The organism is Roseateles sp. (assembly GCF_047654785.1).
GTDB lineage: Bacteria > Pseudomonadota > Gammaproteobacteria > Burkholderiales > Burkholderiaceae_C > Pelomonas.
Genome location: NZ_JASGKQ010000002.1, coordinates 1 through 18,369 on the forward strand (window position 1 = coordinate 1; position 18,369 = coordinate 18,369).

Here is an 18,369-nt window from a genome sequence, read left to right on the forward strand (position 1 = left end):
GAGTCAGGAACCCGTTCGCCCCGACAGCGGCGGCGGTAGCGCGTCGCCCGCCTGGCGGCGGCGGAACAGCGCGGTGCGGGCGAGCACGAGGGTGGTCACCGGCGTGGCGATGGCCAGCACGACGGTGATCAGCCACACATGCAGCGCCAGCCCGCCGCTGCGCACGCTGAAGTGGACGATGGACGCCAGCGTGACGATCCACGCGGCCAGCGTGGCCACCAGCGCCGAGGCATGCATGCGCAGGAAGAAGTCGCGCAGCCGCAGCAGCCCCACGGCCGCCGCCAGCACCACCACGCCGCTGAGCAGCAGCAGCGCGGCGACGATCAGTTCGCTGACCGGGGGCATGGCGATGTTCATGGCGCTCACACCACCTCCCCGCGCAGCAGGAACTTGGCCAGCGCGACCGTGCCGACGAAGCCGAACAGCGCCATCAGCAGCGCGCCCTCGAAGTACATCTCGCTGTCGTAGCGCACGGCCAGCACCAGCATGACCAGCATGCCGACCGCGTAGATGAAGTCCAGCGCCAGCACGCGGTCCTGCGCGGTCGGGCCGCGGAAGACGCGCAGCGCGCCCAGGATCATCGCCAGCGCGTACAGGCCCAGCGTGACGCTGATCGCCACGGACAGCACGGCGCTCATCGCCGCCTCCCGCGGCCCGCGGCCGGTGCCGCCGGGCGGGAGCGAACTGGCTTGGGGTGGCCCGGCGCTGCGCTCATTCGAAGATCTCCTTCAGCGGTTGTTCGTAGTCGGCCTTGTAGTGGGCGATGAAGGCGGCCTCGTCGTCCAGGTCGAAGACGTGGATGAGCAGCCGGCTGCGGTCGGCCGCCAGCTCGCTCCAGATGCTGCCGGGGATGACGGAGGTGATCATCGCCAGCGCGGCCAGCGCATGTTCGTCGCGCAGGTCCAGCGGCACGGTGACGAAGGCGCCGCGCGGCGGCTGGTGGCGCGCGCGCAGCACGCCCAGCGCGACGCGCAGGCCGGAGCGCACCACGTCCCGCCCGACGCGCAGCACCAGCCGCAGCAGCACGCCCGGGCGCTTCAGCGGCGCCGGCCGGGGCCGCAGCGACGCCAGCAGCGCCGGGATGGCGACGGCCGCCGCCGCGCCCAGCAGCGCCTGGCCGGGGCTGAAGCTGCGCGTCAGCAGCATCCAGCCGGCGAACAGCGCCAGCGACAACCACGGCGCGGGCAGCAGCCGCCTCATGGCCGCGCCTCCCCGTGCCCGCCGGGCAGCGGCCGCGCGCTCATCACGGCGTCGATGTACAGCCCGGGGTCGTGCAGCGCCTCGGCGCAGGCGCGCGTGTAGTCCAGCACGGTGCCGGCGTGCAGCACCATGGCCACGGCGCCGGCCAGCAGGCCGGCGATGGGCAGCGTCTCGATGACGCGCAGCCGCGGCGACGGGCGGTCCGCGGCCCAGAAGTGGCGCATGCCCACGCGCATCAGCGACACCGCCGCGCACAGGCCCGAGACGATCAGCAGCGCGAACAGCACCCAGGCCGCCGTGGTGCGCAGGTCCAGCAGCGCGGTCAGCATGGCGAGCTTGGCGACGAAGCCCGACAGCGGCGGCAGCCCCGCCGTCACCAGCGTGCAGACGGTGAAGGTGACGCCCAGGAAGGCCAGCGCCGCGGGGATGGCGCGGCCGGCCAGCACCTCCTCGTCGTCGTCGAGGTTGACGCCGGCCGGGATGTCGGCGTCCAGGAAGCTGGGCAGCGCGCCGTTGCCGTCGTCGATCTCGGCCGGCCCGACCTCCACCTGCCGCGCGCGCTCCAGCAGCTCCACCAGCAGGAACAGCGCGCAGCCGGCCAGCGTGGAGCTGCCGAGGTAGAACAGCGCGCCGCTGCTGAGGGCCGGCGCGTCGAAGCCGATGGTGGCCACCAGCGTGCCGGACGACGCGATGACGCTGAACGCCGCCAGCCGCGCCAGCTGCTGCGAGGCCAGCATGCCGACCGCGCCGAAGCCCAGCGTGGCGATGCCGCCCCAGATCAGCACGCCGCTGCCGAAGCCGGCCGACGCCCCGGCATCGGCCGGGAAGCACAGCGTCCACAGCCGCAGCACCGCGTACACGCCGACCTTGGTGAGGATGGCGAACACCGCCGCCGACGGCGCGCTGGCGGCCGCGTAGGCCGGCGGCAGCCAGGAGTTCAGCGGCCACAGCGCCGCCTTGGCCAGGAAGGCGATGGCCAGGATGGCCGCGCCGGCGTGCAGCAGGCCGCGGTCGCTCACGGGCACGAGCGGCAGCTTCAGCGCGATGTCGGCCATGTTCAACGTGCCGGTGACGCCGTACAGCACCGCCACGCCGACCAGGAACAGCAGCGAGGCGACCAGGTTGATGGCGATGTAGTGCAGCCCGGCACGCACCCGCGGCGCGCCGCCGCCGTGCAGCAGCAGGCCGTAGCTGGCGGCCAGCAGCACCTCGAAGAAGACGAACAGGTTGAACAGGTCGGCCGTCAGGAAGGCGCCGTACAGGCCCATCAGCTGCAGCTGGAACAGCACGTGGAAGTACACGCCGGCCTGCTGCCAGCGCGCCAGCGCGTACAGCGCCGCGGCCAGGCCGACGGCGCCGGTCAGCACCGCCATCAGCGCGGACAGCCGGTCGGCCACCAGCACGATGCCGAAGGGCACCGGCCAGTTGCCCGGCAGGTAGACGCCGAACGCGGCCGGCCCGCGCGCGTGGACGCCCTGCAGCAGCGCCACCGCGATGGCCAGCCCGAGCGCGGCGGACAGCACGTTGGCGCCGGCCTTGAAGCCGCGGTAGCGGTCGCCCAGCAGCATCAGCGCGGCCGTGCCCAGCGGCAGCAGCACCGGCAGCACCAGCAGGTGTTCCAGCGCGATCACGGCGCCTCCTCCTGGCCGTCCACGTGGTCGCCGCCGGACAGGCCGCGCAGCGCCAGCAGCACGACGAGGAACAGCGCCGTCGTCGCGAAGCCGATGACGATGGCGGTCAGCACCAGCGACTGCGGCAGCGGGTCGCTGTAGCTGGCCAGGTCGGCGGCCTGGCCCGGGCGCACGATGGGCTCGCGGCCGATGGCCAGGCTGCCCACGCTGAAGATGAAGAAGTTGATCGCATAGGACAGCAGCGACAGGCCGATCAGCACCTGGAAGGTGCGCGGCCGCAGCACCAGCCACACGCCCGCGCCCGCGAGCACGCCGATGACGAGGGAGACGACGAGTTCCATCAGTGCGCTCCCGCGTCTTCAGGGATGGGTGCCGGCTGCTGGCGGCGCCGGGCGCGCAGCGACTGGTGGGCGATGGCGGTCAGCAGCAGCAGCGTGGAGCCCACCACGACGGCGAACACGCCGAGGTCGAACAGCGCCGCCGTCGGCAGGTGGACCTCGCCGACCAGCGGCCAGTGGACGTGCGCGGTGTGCGTGGTCAGGAAGGGGTAGCCGAGCGCCAGCGCCCCGGCGCCGGTGGCCAGCGCCACCAGCAGGCCGAACGCGATCCAGCGCGTGGGCATCAGCTCCATGCGCGCCTCCACCCAGCGCGTGCCGCTGACCATGTACTGGGCGATGAGGGCGATGGCCAGCACCAGCCCGGCGACGAAGCCGCCGCCCGGCTCGTTGTGGCCGCGCATGAAGAGGTGGAAGGCGAACAGCCCCGCCACCGGCAGCAGCAGCCGCACCAGCACGGCGGGCACCTCCAGGTAGGGCGGCAGGAAGCGGTCGCCGTCGGCGTCGGGGTCGGCCAGGTCGGCGCCGGCGGCGGTCTGCTGCTGCGCCGTGGGCTCCACCGTCTCCTGCGCCGGCCGGAAGCGCCGCAGCAGCGCGTACACGGTCAGGCCGACGATGCTCAGCACGGTGATCTCGCCCAGCGTGTCGAAGGCGCGGAAGTCCACCAGCATGACGTTGACGACGTTGCTGCCGCCGCCCTCGGGCAGCGCGCGGTCGATGAAGAAGGGCGAGATGGACAGCGGCGCATAGCGCGTCAGCAGCGCGAACGACAGCGCCGCCAGGCCGGCGCCGATGCCCACGGCCAGCAGCAGGTCGCGGCGGCGGCGCCAGCGGTGGCGCAGCAGCGCGCGCTCGTCGTCCTGCTCGCGGCGCTGCGGCAGCCAGCGCAGCCCGAGCAGGAACAGCACCATGGTCACCACCTCCACCGACAGCTGCGTCAGCGCCAGGTCGGGGGCGGAGAACCACGCGAAGGTGATGCACAGCGCCAGGCCGACGACGCCCAGCATCGTCAGCGCGGCCAGCCGGTGGAACTTGGCCTGGTAGGCCGCGCCCAGCGCGCAGGCGCCGGCCACGGCCCACAGCAGCACGAACTCCGGCGTGGCCGGCACGCGGGTGCGGTCGCCCCAGCTCAGCGGCACGATCAGCGACGAGGCGACGCCGGCCAGCGTGGCGATCAGCAGCATCGTGAACAGCTGCGGCTGCAGCCGCCGCGTGCTCAGGCGCAGCACCAGGCGGCGCGCGCCGTGGGAGGCCAGCGCCATCGCGCGCTCGAACAGGCGCTTGCCGTCCAGCCCGCGCAGCAGCGGCACGCCGCGCATGCGCTTGAAGCGGGCCGCGTAGCGCAGGTAGACGAGCAGCCCGCCGGCCATCGCCACCCCGCTCATCAGCAGCGGCGTGTTGAAGCCGTGCCAGATGGCGAGGCTGTAGTCGGGCAGCGTGCCGCCCGCCACGGGCCGCGCGGCGGTGGCCAGCAGCGGCCCGATCGACCAGCCCGGCGCCGTGCCGACGACCAGGCAGGCCAGCACCAGCAGCTCCACCGGCACGCGCATCCAGTGCGTGGGCTCGTGCGGCTGGCGCGGGCAGTTCACCGGCGGGTTGCCGAAGAACACGTCGTGCCCGAAGCGCAGCGAGTAGACGACCGCGAAGATGCCGGCCAGCGTGGCCGCCGCGGGCAGGCCGTACTCGACGGCCGGCTGCGCGCTGACGAACACGGTCTCGGCGAAGAACATCTCCTTGGACAAAAAGCCGTTCAGCAGCGGCACGCCAGCCATGGCCGCGCAGGCGACGATGGCCAGCGTGCCGGTGATGGGCATGAAGCGGAACAGGCCGTCCAGCCGGCGCATGTCGCGCGTGCCGGTCTCGTGGTCGATGATGCCCACCGACATGAACAGCGAGGCCTTGAAGGTCGCGTGGTTCATCATGTGGAAGACCGCCGCGACCGCCGCGACCGGGCTGTTCAGGCCCAGCAGCAGCGTGATCAGGCCGAGGTGGCTGATGGTGGAGTAGGCCAGCAGCCCCTTCAGGTCGTTCTGGAACATGGCCACGTAGCTGCCCAGCAGCAGCGTCGCCAGGCCGGCGCCGCCGACCACCCAGAACCACAGCTCGGTGCCCGACAGCACCGGCCACAGCCGCGCCAGCAGGAACACGCCGGCCTTCACCATCGTCGCCGAGTGCAGGTAGGCCGACACCGGCGTGGGCGCCGCCATCGCGTGCGGCAGCCAGAAGTGGAAGGGGAACTGCGCGCTCTTGGTCAGCGCGCCCAGCAGCAGCAGGCCCAGCGCCAGCGGGTACAGCCGGTGGGCGCGCACGAGGTCGCCGGCGGCCAGCACCGCGTCCAGCTCGAAGCTGCCGACGATGTGGCCCAGCACCAGCACGCCGGCCAGCAGCGCCAGGCCGCCGGTGGCGGTGACCGTGAAGGCCATGCGGGCGCCGCGGCGGGCGTCCTTGCGGTGCGTCCAGTAGCCGATCAGCAGGAAGGAGAACACGCTGGTCAGCTCCCAGAACACCACCAGCTGCACCAGGTTGCCCGACACCACGACGCCCAGCATCGCGCCCATGAAGCCCAGCAGCAGCGAGTAGAAGCGCGCGGCCGGGTCCTCCGGCGACAGGTAGTAGCGCGCGTAGACGATGACCAGCAGCCCCATGCCGGTGACCAGCATCGCGAACATCCACGCGAAGCCGTCCAGCCGCACGACGATGTCCACGCCCAGCGACGGCAGCCAGGCCAGGCGCTCGGCCACCACCTCGCCCCCGGTCACCGCCGGGTACAGCAGCGCCAGCGGCACCACCAGCGCCAGCGCGATCAGCGCCGCCCACAGCGACTCGACGTTGCGGGCGTTGGTGGGCAGCAGCGCGGCGACGGCGCTGCCCAGGAAGGGCAGGAGGAGAAGCAGCAGCAGGGACATCGCGGCGGGCAGTCTACTTTCTCGCTCGCCGCGCACCGGGGGCCGGCGGGCGGGGGCGACGACAATCAGGCCCGTGACCCTGCCCAACAAGCTCCCCCTATTCGTCTCCTGCGCCGGTGGCGTCGAACCCCTGCTCGAAGAGGAGCTGAAGCGCTTCCTGCCGCCCGGCGTGCGCAGCCGGGTGCAGGCGCTGCGCGGCGGCTGCGCCGTGTCCGGCACGGCCGAGGACGCGATGCGCATCAACCTGGAGAGCCGGCTCGCGCAGCGCGTGCTGGTCGAGCTGATCGAGGGCCCCTACCGGCACGAGGACGACCTCTACGCGCTGGCCCGCCGCGTCGACTGGCGCGACTGGCTGACGCCGAGGCACACGCTGCGCATCGACACCACCGCGCAGCGCTCGCCGCTGAAGAGCCTGAACTTCGCCGCGCTGCGCATCAAGGACGCGATCTGCGACCAGCTGCGCGAGCACAGCGGCGAGCGCCCCAGCGTGGACACGCAGCGGCCCGACCTGCCGGTGGTGCTGCACGTCGGCCCCGAGCGCGCGGCGATCTACGTGGACACCTCGGGCGAGCCGCTGTTCAAGCGCGGCTGGCGCATCGACAAGGGCGACGCGCCGCTGAAGGAGACGCTGGCCGCCGCGATGCTGGCCGCCGCGGGCTGGCGCGGCACGGTCGAACAAGGGGGGGCGCTGCACGACCCCTGCTGCGGCTCCGGCACCATCCCGATCGAGGCCGCGCTGATCGCCTGCGACGCCGCGCCGGGGCTGCAGCGCCGCTTCGCGTTCGAGCGCCAGCTGCCGTTCGCGACGCCGGCGATGAAGGCCGCCTGGGGCGAGATGGCGCAGGCCGCGCGCGCCCGCATCCACCCGCCCGCCGTGCCCCTCTACGCGAGCGACGTGGCCTTCCGCATGGTCGATTTCGCGCGCCGCAACGCCGAGCGCGCGGGCGTGGCGCAGTACATCCAGTTCAACGGCGGCGACGCGCTGGAGCGCCCCGCGCCGCAGCTGCCCGAGGGCATGCCGGGCAGCATCGTCATGAACCCGCCCTATGGCGAGCGCATCGAGGTGCGCGGCAAGGCGGCAGCAACGCAGCCCCCCGCCGCCGGGTACGGCGACGGGGGGCGGCCTGCACGCGACACCGGCCGCAACGAGGAGCGCGACGCGGGCGACGATTTCTTCCCGCGCCTGGCCGCGCACTGGAAGCGCCAGTACACCGAACACGCCGCGGGCTGGACGGCCTGGATGCTCAGCCCCGACATGAAGCTGCCAAGCAGGATGCGGCTGAAGGAATCGCGCCGCGTGCCGATGTGGAACGGGCCGATCGAGTGCCGGCTGTTCCGCTTCGACCTGGTGAAGGGCTCGGCGCGTCAGCCGGCCGCCGAGGCCCGCTGACGCCAGGCCAGGCCGGCCAGCGCCGCCGCGCACAGGCCGATGGGCACGAGGCTGGCCCAGTTCATCCACTGCCAGCCGCCGCTGGTGACCAGCGCGCCGGAGGAGAACGAGGTCAGCGTCATCACCGCGTAGACGCCCGTGTCCATCAGCCCCTGGGCGCGCGTCTTCTCCTCGGGGCGGTAGGCCTGGGTGAACAGCGTCGTGCCGCCGATGTAGAGGAAGTTCCAGCCCACGCCCAGCAGCAGCAGCGCGCCGAGGAAGTGGGGCAGGTCCTGCCCGCTCAGCGCGAACGCGACGCAGCCCAGGTTCAACGCCACGCCGGCCCACATCACCGGCAGCACGCCCACGCGCCGGATCAGCGGGCCGGTGAAGAAGCTGGGCACGAACATGCCCAGCACATGCCACTGCAGCACCAGGCCGGCGTCGCCGAACGGCAGGCCGCACTGGCCCATGGCGATGGGCGTGGCCGCCATCAGCAGGTTCATGACGCCGTAGCCCAGCGCGCTCGCGGCCAGCGCGACGAGGAACACCGGCTGGCGCGCCAGCTCGCGGCTGCTGCGCCCGCCCTCGCCCGGCCGGGGCTGCGCGAGCGGCGGGAAGTCGATCAGCGAGACCAGCGCCAGCCCCACCACCGCGACGGCCATCAGCAGCAGGTAGGCGCCGGCGAACGGCGCGGCCAGCAGGTCGCGGCTCTCGCGCGCCAGCGCCGGGCCGATGAACGCGCCCAGGCAGCCGCCGCCCAGCACCCAGGAGATGGCCGCCTCGCGCTTGTCCGGCGCGACCAGCTCGGTGGCCGCGAAGCGGTACAGCGCGGCCCCGGCGTTGTAGTAGCCGGCCACCAGCGTCGCCAGCACGACGCCCCAGAACTGCTGGTGCAGCACGCTCCACAGCGCCATCGCGCAGCTGGCCAGGCCCACCAGCAGCCCGATCTGGAAGCCGCGCCGCCGGCCGAAGCGCAGCTGGTGCCGGCCCACCAGGCGGGCCATCAGCGCGCCGCCGGCCACGTAGGCGCAGATGGGCAGCGTCGCCATCCACGGCTGCGGCGCCAGCGCCAGGCCCACCAGGCCGTTGATCGCCATGAAGCAGATGTTGTTGGTCAGGAACAGGCCCTGGGCCAGCACCAGCAGCGCGAGCTTCCGGTTCATGGGCCCAGGGCCAGCCAGGACAGGACGGCCAGCGGCGCGGTGTCGGCGCGCAGGATGCGCGGGCCGAGGCTGACGGCCGCGAAGCCGTGGGCGCGGGCGGCGTCCTCCTCCGCGTCGCTCAGGCCGCCCTCGGGGCCGCTGAGGAACAGCGCGCTCGCCGCCGCGGCGGGCGCGAGGGCCGCGACAGAGGCGAGCGGCGCGGCCGCGCGCGGGCTCAGCAGGCCGCGCCATTCGTCGCCGGCTGGCACCGGCAGCGCGGCCAGCCACGCGGCCAGCGGCCGCACCGGCTCGACGCGCAGCGGCACCGTGCGCCCGCTCTGCTCGGCCGCGGCGACGGCCACGCCCTGCCAGTGCGCGCGCTTCTTGTCGGCGCGCTCGCCGGCCAGGCGCAGCACCGAGCGCTCGGCCACCAGCGGCTGCAGCGCCGCGGCGCCCAGCTCGGTGGCCTTCTCGACGAGGAAGTCCATGCGGTCGTTGGCCGGCATGGCGACGGCCAGCGTCACCGCGCGGGCCAGCTCGCGCTGCGGCCGGTCGGCCTGCAGCAGCCTCACGCGCACCTCGCTGCGGCCCATGGCCGTGACCTCGGCGCGCCACTCGGGGCCGCTGCCGTCGAACAGCGTCAGCGCGTCGCCGGGCTGCAGGCGCAGCACCTGCACATGGCGGGCGGCGCCGGGCGGCAGCGCGATCTCAGCGGCGGCGGCGAGCGGCAGGTCGACGAAGAAGCGGGGCAAGGCGGGACTCGGGGCGGGCGGGGCCCGCAGTGTCCACGATCAGCGCAGGCCCAGGGCCTGGCGCACGGCCGCGGCGGCGGCCTCGCCCTTGGCGGATTGCACCTGCTCGACCAGCTTGAGCGCCAGCGCCTGCAGCTCGGCGAGGCTGTCGCAGCGCTCGACCTTGAGCGCGAAGGCATAGCCCTTGAACGGACCGAGCAGCTTGGTCGCCTCGCCGCTGAGGTAGGTGTAGAGCCGGGCCCGGTCCATGGCCGGCACGGCCGGCGCTGCCGCTGCTGCGGCCACGGGCGGCGGCGGCACGCCGGCCGCGGCGCCATGGGGCGCGATCAGGCCGTGCTGGAGCAGCGTGCGCAGGTCCGCCTCGGTGACGCCGGCCACCAGGCGCAGCCACTCGCCGGGGGGGCGGCTGGCGTCCAGCACATGCAGCAAGTTGCGCGCGGTGCGCGACAGCGGCAGGGCGTGCGCGCGGATCTCGGCGCGCCCCGCATCGGTTTTGGCATGCAGCAGTTCGAGCACGGTCTCTGCCCTCGCCCCGCCCGGCGGTCTTGCCGCCAGCGGGGACTCTGGTCACGGGAAAGGAGCGATCAGCTCTTGTCCCGCAACTCCCGGCGCAGCACCTTGCCCACGGGCGTCTTCGGCAGGTCGGTGCGGAACTCGATGATCTTGGGCCGTTTGTAGCCCGTCAGATTGGCTTCGCAGTAGGCCCGCACGTCGGCCTCCGTGACATTCGGGTCTTTCTTCACGATCACGACCTTCACGGACTCGCCGGCCTTGGCGTCGGGCACGCCCACGGCCGCGCATTCGAGCACGCCGGGCATCTGCGTCAGCACGTCCTCGATCTCGTTCGGGTACACGTTGAAGCCGCTGACGAGGATCATGTCCTTCTTGCGGTCGACGATCCTGAAATAGCCGCGCTCGTCGACGGTGCCGATGTCGCCGGTGCGGAAGAAGCCGTCGGCCGTCATGACCTTGGCCGTCTCGTCCGGGCGCTGCCAGTAGCCGGCCATGACCTGCGGGCCCTTGATGGCGATCTCGCCGGGCTGGCCCATCGGCACCTCGTGGCCGTCGTCGTCCAGCAGCTTGAGCTCGGTCAGCGGCATCGGCAGGCCGATGGTGCCGCTGTAGGCGGTGCTGTCGGTCGGGTTGCAGGTGACCGACGGCGAGGTTTCCGACAGGCCGTAGCCCTCGACGATGGGGCAGCCGGTCTTCTCCAGCCACAGCTTGGCCGTGGCCTGCTGCACGGCCATGCCGCCGCCCACCGCGATGACGAGCTTGCTCCAGTCCACCGAGCCGAAGTCGGGGTGGTTGGCCATCGCCATGAACAGCGTGTTGACGGCCGGGAAGCTGTGGAAGCGGTGCTGCGCCAGCTCCTTGAACACGGCGGGCAGGTCGCGCGGGTTCGGGATCAGCACGTTGGCGCCGCCCATGTGCATGGACAGCATCATGTTCGCGTTGAAGCCGAAGATGTGGTACAGCGGCAGCGCGCAGATGGTGACGAGCTGCTCGCCGGCCGGCACCTTCTTGAGCGCCGGCTGGTACCAGGCCTCGCTTTGCAGCAGGTTGGCGACGAGGTTGCGGTGCAGCAGCACGGCGCCCTTGCTGACGCCGGTGGTGCCGCCGGTGTACTGCAGCACGGCGATGTCGTCCGGGCCCAGCTTGGGCCTGGCGAACTTCAGGCTGCGGCCCTTGGCGAGCGCGTCGTTGAACCTGACGGCGCCCGGCAGCTCGAAGGCCGGCACCATCTTCTTCACCTTGCGCACGACGTAGTTGACGATCATGCCCTTGGCGAGGCCCAGCATGTCGCCCATCGCGGCCAGGATGACGTGCTTGGTCGGCACGTTCTGGAGCACCTGCTGCAGCACCGAGGCGAAGTTCTCGATGATGACGATGGCCTTGGCGCCGGAGTCCTTCAGCTGGTGCTCCAGCTCGCGCGGGGTGTACAGCGGGTTGACGTTGACGACCACGTAGCCGGCGCGCAGCACCGCGGCCACGGCCACCGGGTACTGGAACAGGTTGGGCATCATGATGGCGACGCGGTCGCCCTTCTCCAGGCCCAGGCCCTGCAGGTAGGCGGCGAACGCGCGCGAGGCCTCGTCCACCTGCGCGAAGCTCACGCTCTTGCCCATCATCAGGTAGGCGGGCTTGGCGGCGTTCTTGCTGAACGAGGTGTCGAGCAGGTCCGCCAGGCTGGGATAGAGCGACAAGTCGATGTCGCGCGGCACGGCGGCGGGGTAGTGCTTCAGCCAGATGGGTTCCATGGCCCTGTCTCCTCTTCGACCTTCTTGAAATTGCTGCGGATTCTGACCGATGGCTGACGGCGCCCCGCCGCCAAGCGCCCTCGCGTTAACCCGGGTGCGGCAAAGGTCCGCGATTGGTACCGTACCAATCGAGAACCAAAGACCACCACCCCGCCATGACGCCGCCCCCCGATCTGTACCGCCTGCTGCGCGACGAGCTCGCCCAGGACGCCCTGGGCGCGGCCGACGCCGCCGGGCCGCTGTACCTGCGGCTGGCCTCGCAGCTGCGCCAGGCGGTGCTGGACGGCCGCCTGCGGCCCGGCGCCTCGCTGCCGCCGGAGCGCGAGCTGGCGCAGCGGCTGGGCATCTCGCGGCAGACGGTGCGCAAGGCCGTCGAGGCGCTGACGAACGAGGGCGCGCTGAAGGTGCGCCAGGGCTCGGGCACCTTCGTCAGCGCGCGGCTGGTGGAGTCGCTGACCGAGCTGACCAGCTTCTCCGACGACATGCGCCGCCGCGGCCTGGAGCCCGGCTCGCTGTGGCTGGACCGCGAGATCGGCCCGCCCGACGCGCAGGAGGCGCTGGCGCTGGGCCTGCCGCTGCACGGCCGGGTGGCGCGGCTGTCGCGCGTGCGGCTGGCCGACGGCGAGCCCATCGCGCTGGAGTTCGCCGTCGTCGACGCGGCGCTGGTGGGCGGCACGACCGAATTCGGCAGCTCGCTGTACGAGGCCATCCGCGCCCAGGGCCGCGCGCCGGTGCGCGCCGTGCAGCGCGTGCGCGCCGCGATCGCGGGCGACCGCGCAGCGCGCGCGCTGGACATCGCGCTGGGCTCGCCGGTGCTGCAGATCGAACGCCATTCCTACGACGCCGCCGGCCGGCCGCTGGAATGGACGCGCTCCACCTACCGCGGCGACATGTACGACTACGTCGTCGAAATGCGCGCCAGCCCGCCCGCCTGACGGCGCCTACCCATCCCCCGACACCCACCCCCAAGAGAAGACCCCCCACCATGAACCCACGCTCCTTCCCCCGCCCGAACACCCGCCTGCACGCGCTGGCCGCCGCCGCGCTGCTGGCCGCCGGCCCCGCCGCCTTCGCGCAGCAGGCCGCCGCGCCGGCCGAGGCCGCCAGCGCCACCAAGCTGGACGCGGTCGTCGTCACCGGCATCCGCGCGTCGATCGCCAAGTCCATCGCCACCAAGCGCAATGCCAGCACCAACGTCGAGGTGGTGTCGGCCGAGGACGTGGGCAAGATGCCCGACAAGAACGTCGCCGACGCGCTGTCGCGCCTGCCCGGCGTCAACGTGCAGTACGGCGGCGCCGGCGCGATGGACGAGGCCGAGCGCGTCGCCATCCGCGGCACCTCGCCGGGGCTGAACCTGGTCACGATCGCCGGCCACGCGGTGTCCGCGGGCGACTGGCACGTGGGCGACCAGTCCGCCGGCAACACCGTCAGCAGCCGCAGCGTGGGCTTCGGCCTGCTGCCCTCGCAGCTGATCGGCCAGACGCTGGTCTACAAGACCCAGCGCGCCGACATCACCGAGGGCGGCCTGGCCGGCAGCGTGGACGTGCTGCTGCGCCGCCCGCTGGACTTCAAGACCGGGCTGTCCGGCGAGGCCGCCCTCGGCGCCGTCTACGCCGACCTGCCGGGCAAGACCGACCCGCAGGTCTCGGGCCTGATGGCCTGGGTGTCGCAGGACCGCCGCATCGGCCTGGTCGCGCAGGCGTTCAAGGAGGACCGCACGCTGCGCCGCGACGGCCAGGAGCTGTTCAGCTACACGGCGCTGACGCAGGCGCAGGCCACCTCGCTGGCCGGCGGCGACGCGGCGCTGGCCGCCCAGCTCGTCGGCAAGCGGCTGCCCAACCAGTTCAATTCGGCGATGTTCGAGGGCGTGCGCAAGCGCAAGGGCGGCTACCTCGGCCTGGAGCTGCGGCCCGACGCGCAGTGGGACATCGTGCTGTCGGGCTTCAAGTCGTCGCTGGACGCGCCCAACTACAACAGCTCCGGCTTCGCCACGCTGAGCAACCTGGTCCCGGGCGGCTGGCTGCTCAGCAACCCGGTCATCGACGGCGACGTCATCACCGGCGCCAGCCTGAAGCGCCCGGCGGGCTCGACGACCAACGCGATGGGCATGGAGTTCGACCACTTCATGCGCGCCGGCGCGCGCTCCACGTCAGACTTCTACGACCTCGACGTCAAGTTCGAGCCCAGCGACCGGCTCTCGCTGCGCGCCCGCGCCGGCAGCACCGAGGGCGGCGGCTACACCTCGTCGCAGCCGGCGCTGGTGTTCGCGCTGGTGAACCCCGACATCACCTACCAGATGCACCGCGACCGCGCCACCGACTGGGTGATGACCAACGCCGCCGGCCAGCGCATCGACCTCGGCAACATCGCCAACTACGAGATGATGAACGGGCTGCCGCTGCCCGCCGTCACCTCGCTGGACCGCGAGAACTACCTGCACTTCGACGGCGACCTGAAGCTCGCCACCTCCTGGTTCACCAACCTGAAGTTCGGCCTGCGCACGGCCACGCACAAGCGCAGCGTCGACGCGGTCGGCAGCCGCTGGAACGCGCAGGACGACGGCAGCACCGCGACGCCGTTCCGCGCCATCACCGGCGCATCGCTGATCAACTTCCCCGTCACCACCCCCAACCCGGCCACCGCCTACCCCGGCGGCTTCGCCAGCGGCGTGGACGGCGACTTCCCGCGCGACCTGTTCCGCTTCGGCACCGACCAGCTGCAGCAGTTCGCCGACCAGTACCAGTACTACGACGCCACCGGCGGCAAGCAGTGGGGCTCGGGCTATGCGCTGCGCGAGAAGAACCGCGCCGCCTACCTGATGGGCGAGTTCGACGCCGAGCAGTTCTCCGGCAACATCGGCCTGCGCGCGGTGCAGACCGTGGTGGACACCACCTCCTACCAGCTGGTGCCGCAGTGCCCGGCGCTGGCCGCCTGCCCGACGCAGGGCGCCATCGTCGGCTCGCGCTTCGGCACCGTCGTGCCGTCCTACACCTCGACCAAGCACAACGCGCTGCTGCCCAGCGCCAACCTGAAGTGGGACATCGACAGCCGCCTCGTCGCGCGCTTCTCGCTGAGCCGCTCGCTGGGCCGCCCGAACTACAACGAGCTGGCCGGCGCGCTGACCGTCAACAACAACACGCTGATCGCGGCGACCGGCAACCCGATGCTGAAGCCGACCACGGCCAACAACGCCGACGCGTCGCTGGCCTGGTACTTCGCGCCGCGCGCCTACGTGTCCGGCAGCCTGTTCTCGCAGCGCCTGCATGACTACGTGAAGCCCGTCTCGCAGGTCGCGATGCTGGACGACCCGTCCAACCCCGGCACGCAGCGCGAGTACATGCTGACCACCCGCGTCGGCATGAAGGCCAAGCTGCACGGCGCCGAGCTGGCGGCCGAGCTGCCGCTGGGCGCGGGCTTCGGCGCGGGCGGCAACCTGACCTACGTGAAGTCGCGCGACGCCGACGGCCAGCCCATGCTGGGCAGCTCCAAGGTGACCTACAACCTGATCGGCTTCTACGAGAACGACCGCTTCAGCGCCCGGCTGAGCTGGAACTGGCGCGACGACTACGCCTACACCGTCATCGGCGACGGCTCGGGCCAGGTCAAGCAGGACCTGAAGGGCAACTACCTCATCAACGGCCTGCACTACTACGCCGCCTACGGCGCGCTGTCGCTGTCGCTGAACTACAAGATCAACGAGCACCTGAGCGTCTCGCTGGACGGCAACAACCTCAACGACCCGCTGCGCCACACCTACATGCTGACGGAGAGCGCCCCGGCCAACTGGTACACCAGCGGCCGCCAGTACTACCTGAACCTGCGCATGAAGCTCTGAACGCGGGTGACGCTGCCGGAGGCCGTGGTCACTCCACGGCCTTCAGCATGTCCTCCACCACCTTCTTCGCGTCGCCGAACACCATCATGGTCTTGTCCATGTAGAACAGCTCGTTGTCCAGGCCCGCGTAGCCCGCGGCCATGGAGCGCTTGTTGACGATGATGGTCTTGGCCTTGTAGGCCTCCAGGATGGGCATGCCGTAGATCGGGCTGCCCTTCACGTGCGCGGCCGGGTTCACGACGTCGTTGGCGCCCAGGATGATGGCCACGTCCACCTGGCCGAACTCGCCGTTGATGTCCTCCATCTCGAACACCTGGTCGTAGGGCACCTCGGCCTCGGCCAGCAGCACGTTCATGTGGCCCGGCATGCGGCCGGCCACCGGGTGGATGGCGTACTTGACGGTGATGCCCTTCTCGGTGAGCTTGGCGGCCAGCTCCTTGACCGCGTGCTGCGCGCGCGCGACGGCCAGGCCATAGCCCGGCACGATGACCACGCTCTCGGCGTTGCCGAGCACGAAGGCCGCGTCGTCGGCGCTGCCGCTCTTGACGTTGCGCTGCTGCGCCGCGCCGGCCGCCGGGCCGCCGGCCTCGCCGCCGAAGCCGCCCAGGATCACGTTGAAGAACGAACGGTTCATCGCCTTGCACATGATGTAGCTCAGGATCGCGCCCGAGCTGCCCACCAGCGAGCCGGCGATGATCAGCATGCTGTTGTTCAGCGAGAAGCCGATGCCCGCCGCGGCCCAGCCGGAGTAGCTGTTCAGCATGGACACCACCACCGGCATGTCCGCCCCGCCGATCGGGATGATCAGCGTCACGCCCAACACGAAGCCGAGCGCGACGACCAGCCAGAAGTCCAGATAGCCCTGGCCATGCCAGAAGCCGAACACGCAGAACGCCGCCGCCAGGCCCAGCGCCGCGTTCAGCGCATGCTGGCCCTTGAACTGCACCGGCGCGCCCTGGAACAGCCGGAACTTGCTCTTGCCCGACAGCTTGCCCCAGGCGATCACGGAGCCGGTGAAGGTCACCGCGCCGATGAAGGCGCCCAGCGCCAGCTCGATGCGGTTGCCCCCCGGGATCGCGCCGCCCTTGGCGGTGATCTGGAAGGCCCAGGGCTCGTAGACCGCCGCCACCGCGATCGCCACGGCCGCCAGGCCGATCATGCTGTGGAAGAAGGCGACCAGCTCGGGCATCTTGGTCATCTCGACCGTCCTGGCCTTCCAGGCGCCGAAGCCGCCGCCCACCACCAGGCCCAGCAGCACCCAGCCCAGGCCCGCGCCGGAGCCGGCCAGCTTGGCGATGAGCGCGGCGGTCGTGCACGCCGCGATGGCCATGCCGGCCATGCCGAAGAGGTTGCCGCGGATGGACGTCGTCGGATGCGACAGCCCTTTCAGCGACTGGATGAAGCAGACGCTGGCGATCAGGTACAGCAGCGTGACCAGGTTCATGCTCATCGCGCACCCTCCTTCTTCGCGGCCGGCCGGTCCTTCTTCTTGAACATCTCCAGCATCCGCCGCGTGACCAGGAAGCCGCCGAAGATGTTGACCGCCGCCAGCGCGACGGCGACGACGCCCATGCCCTTGGCCAGCGGCGTCTCGGTCAGCGCCGCGGCCAGCATCGCGCCGACGATGACGATGGCCGAGATCGCGTTCGTCACCGCCATCAGCGGCGTGTGCAGCGCGGGCGTGACCGTCCAGACGACGTGGTAGCCCACGTAGATGGCGAGCACGAAGATGATCAGATTGATGATGGTGTGGTCAACCAGTTCCATGGTCATGCCCTCGTGACGTGGCCGTCTTGCGTGACGCGGCAGGCCGCGACGATGTCGTCGTCCAGCGGCACGGTGAACGTGCCCTCCTGGGTGATGACGAGCTTCAGGAAATCCAGCACATTGCGCGCGTACAGCGCCGACGCATCGGCCGCCACCAGCGCCGGCAGGTTGGTCTCGCCGACCAGCGTGACGCCGTGCCTGACGACCGTGCGGCCGGCCTCGGTCAGCGGGCAGTTGCCGCCCGCGGGGGCGGCGAGGTCGACGATGACCGAGCCGGGCTTCATGGCCTTGACCATGTCCTCGGTGACCAGCACGGGCGCGGCGCGGCCGGGGATCAGCGCCGTCGTGATGACCACGTCGGCCTGGGCCACGCGCTTGGCCACCTCGGCCTTCTGGCGCTCCAGCCAGCTCGGCGGCATCGGCCGCGCATAGCCGCCCACGCCCTCGGCGGCCTCCTTCTCTTCGGCCGTCTCGTAGAGCACGTCGATGAACTTGGCGCCCAGCGACTCGACCTGCTCCTTCACCGAGGGCCGCACGTCCGACGCCTCGATGACCGCACCCAGCCGCTTCGCCGTGGCGATGGCCTGCAGCCCCGCGACGCCCACGCCCAGCACGACCACGCGCGCCGCCTTCACCGTGCCGGCCGCCGTCATCAGCATCGGGAAGAAGCGCTGGTATTTGTCGGCCGCGATCATCACGGCCTTGTAGCCGGCGATGTTGGCCTGGCTGGACAGCACGTCCATGCTCTGCGCGCGCGTCGTGCGCGGCGCGGCTTCGAGCGCGAAGCCGGTCAGCCCGGCCGCGGCCAGGGCGGCGAGGCCGTCGCGGTCGAAGGGATTGAGCATGCCGACCAACGCGGTGCCGGTCTTCATCAGCGCCAGCTCGTCGGCCTGCGGCGCGCGCACCTTCAGCACCAGCTCGCAGGCCAGCGCGGCGGCCTGGTCGACGATCTCGCAGCCCACCGCCTCGTAGGCCGCGTCGGGGGCGCTGGCCGCGACGCCGGCACCCGATTCGATGCGCAGCACGTGGCCGGCGGCCTTCAGCTTCTTGGCCGTCTCGGGCGTGACGGCCACGCGGGTCTCTCCGGCCGCGCGTTCGCGCGGGACGCCGATCTGCATGGAAGCTCCTGTCGGGGGCTGGGGTGCGCAGCAGCTTACACAATGCCTGCGCC

16 protein-coding genes are annotated in these 18,369 nt (G+C 71.9%); 3 read left to right on the forward strand and 13 right to left on the reverse strand.

Annotated features, from left to right (window positions below; genetic code table 11):
* Positions 1–3: 3 nt before the first annotated feature.
* The 6 genes from QM788_RS04710 to QM788_RS04735 form a co-directional block, all read right to left on the reverse strand.
* Positions 4–357, reverse strand: coding sequence for a monovalent cation/H(+) antiporter subunit G (locus QM788_RS04710; RefSeq protein WP_415660326.1), 354 nt, complete (start codon positions 355–357; stop codon positions 4–6).
* Positions 358–362: 5 nt separating this feature from the next.
* On the reverse strand, positions 363–638 hold the full coding sequence (locus QM788_RS04715; RefSeq protein ID WP_415660327.1) for a K+/H+ antiporter subunit F: 276 nt from the start codon (positions 636–638) through the stop codon (positions 363–365).
* 73 nt (positions 639–711) lie between these two features.
* Positions 712–1,200, reverse strand: coding sequence for a Na+/H+ antiporter subunit E (locus tag QM788_RS04720; RefSeq protein ID WP_415660328.1), 489 nt, complete (start codon positions 1,198–1,200; stop codon positions 712–714).
* The gene (locus QM788_RS04725) at positions 1,197–2,768 is read right to left on the reverse strand and encodes a monovalent cation/H+ antiporter subunit D (RefSeq protein ID WP_415661161.1); all 1,572 of its coding nucleotides are present in this window, start codon (positions 2,766–2,768) and stop codon (positions 1,197–1,199) included. The genes QM788_RS04720 and QM788_RS04725 overlap by 4 nt, the downstream gene beginning before the upstream one ends.
* 59 nt (positions 2,769–2,827) lie before the next feature.
* Positions 2,828–3,172 carry a Na+/H+ antiporter subunit C gene (locus QM788_RS04730; protein WP_415660329.1) on the reverse strand — a complete coding sequence of 115 codons (345 nt, stop codon included), beginning with the start codon at positions 3,170–3,172 and terminating at the stop codon, positions 2,828–2,830.
* Positions 3,172–6,072: a monovalent cation/H+ antiporter subunit A gene (locus tag QM788_RS04735; RefSeq protein ID WP_415660330.1), complete on the reverse strand. Its 2,901-nt coding sequence runs from the start codon at positions 6,070–6,072 to the stop codon at positions 3,172–3,174. The genes QM788_RS04730 and QM788_RS04735 overlap by 1 nt, the downstream gene beginning before the upstream one ends.
* Before the next feature lie 73 nt (positions 6,073–6,145).
* On the opposite strand from QM788_RS04735, the gene QM788_RS04740 reads away from it, so the two are divergent.
* Positions 6,146–7,462: a THUMP domain-containing class I SAM-dependent RNA methyltransferase gene (locus QM788_RS04740; RefSeq protein WP_415660331.1), complete on the forward strand. Its 1,317-nt coding sequence runs from the start codon at positions 6,146–6,148 to the stop codon at positions 7,460–7,462.
* Here the strand turns inward: QM788_RS04740 and QM788_RS04745 are convergent.
* The 4 genes from QM788_RS04745 to QM788_RS04760 form a co-directional block, all read right to left on the reverse strand.
* Complete coding sequence (locus QM788_RS04745) at positions 7,438–8,607, reverse strand: MFS transporter (RefSeq protein ID WP_415660332.1); 1,170 nt, start codon at positions 8,605–8,607, stop codon at positions 7,438–7,440. The genes QM788_RS04740 and QM788_RS04745 overlap by 25 nt on opposite strands.
* Positions 8,604–9,338 (reverse strand): 16S rRNA (uracil(1498)-N(3))-methyltransferase, encoded by a 735-nt coding sequence (locus QM788_RS04750; protein ID WP_415660333.1) that lies wholly within the window; start codon positions 9,336–9,338, stop codon positions 8,604–8,606. The genes QM788_RS04745 and QM788_RS04750 overlap by 4 nt, the downstream gene beginning before the upstream one ends.
* A 39-nt stretch (positions 9,339–9,377) precedes the next feature.
* Positions 9,378–9,854 (reverse strand): hypothetical protein, encoded by a 477-nt coding sequence (locus tag QM788_RS04755; RefSeq protein WP_415660334.1) that lies wholly within the window; start codon positions 9,852–9,854, stop codon positions 9,378–9,380.
* 68 nt (positions 9,855–9,922) lie between these two features.
* On the reverse strand, positions 9,923–11,596 hold the full coding sequence (locus QM788_RS04760) for a long-chain-fatty-acid--CoA ligase (protein ID WP_415660335.1): 1,674 nt from the start codon (positions 11,594–11,596) through the stop codon (positions 9,923–9,925).
* 155 nt (positions 11,597–11,751) lie between these two features.
* Here QM788_RS04760 and QM788_RS04765 point away from each other — a divergent pair, with 155 nt between their 5' ends.
* Together QM788_RS04765 and QM788_RS04770 are read left to right on the forward strand one after the other, a co-directional pair.
* Entirely contained in the window at positions 11,752–12,531 is a 780-nt protein-coding gene (locus QM788_RS04765; RefSeq protein WP_415660336.1) for a GntR family transcriptional regulator, read from the forward strand.
* Positions 12,532–12,581: 50 nt separating this feature from the next.
* Positions 12,582–15,431: a TonB-dependent receptor gene (locus QM788_RS04770; protein WP_415660337.1), complete on the forward strand. Its 2,850-nt coding sequence runs from the start codon at positions 12,582–12,584 to the stop codon at positions 15,429–15,431.
* Between the two features lie 28 nt (positions 15,432–15,459).
* Here the strand turns inward: QM788_RS04770 and QM788_RS04775 are convergent, their stop codons facing one another.
* From QM788_RS04775 to QM788_RS04785, 3 genes are read right to left on the reverse strand one after another with little or no spacing between them, the layout of a single operon-like run.
* Positions 15,460–16,881: an NAD(P)(+) transhydrogenase (Re/Si-specific) subunit beta gene (locus QM788_RS04775; protein WP_415660338.1), complete on the reverse strand. Its 1,422-nt coding sequence runs from the start codon at positions 16,879–16,881 to the stop codon at positions 15,460–15,462.
* Entirely contained in the window at positions 16,878–17,198 is a 321-nt protein-coding gene (locus tag QM788_RS04780; RefSeq protein WP_415660339.1) for an NAD(P) transhydrogenase subunit alpha, read from the reverse strand. The genes QM788_RS04775 and QM788_RS04780 overlap by 4 nt, the downstream gene beginning before the upstream one ends.
* 2 nt (positions 17,199–17,200) lie before the next feature.
* A complete protein-coding gene (locus tag QM788_RS04785) occupies positions 17,201–18,316 on the reverse strand; it encodes a Re/Si-specific NAD(P)(+) transhydrogenase subunit alpha (RefSeq protein ID WP_415660340.1) in 1,116 nt (371 codons plus the stop codon).
* Between the last annotated feature and the right edge of the window lie 53 nt (positions 18,317–18,369).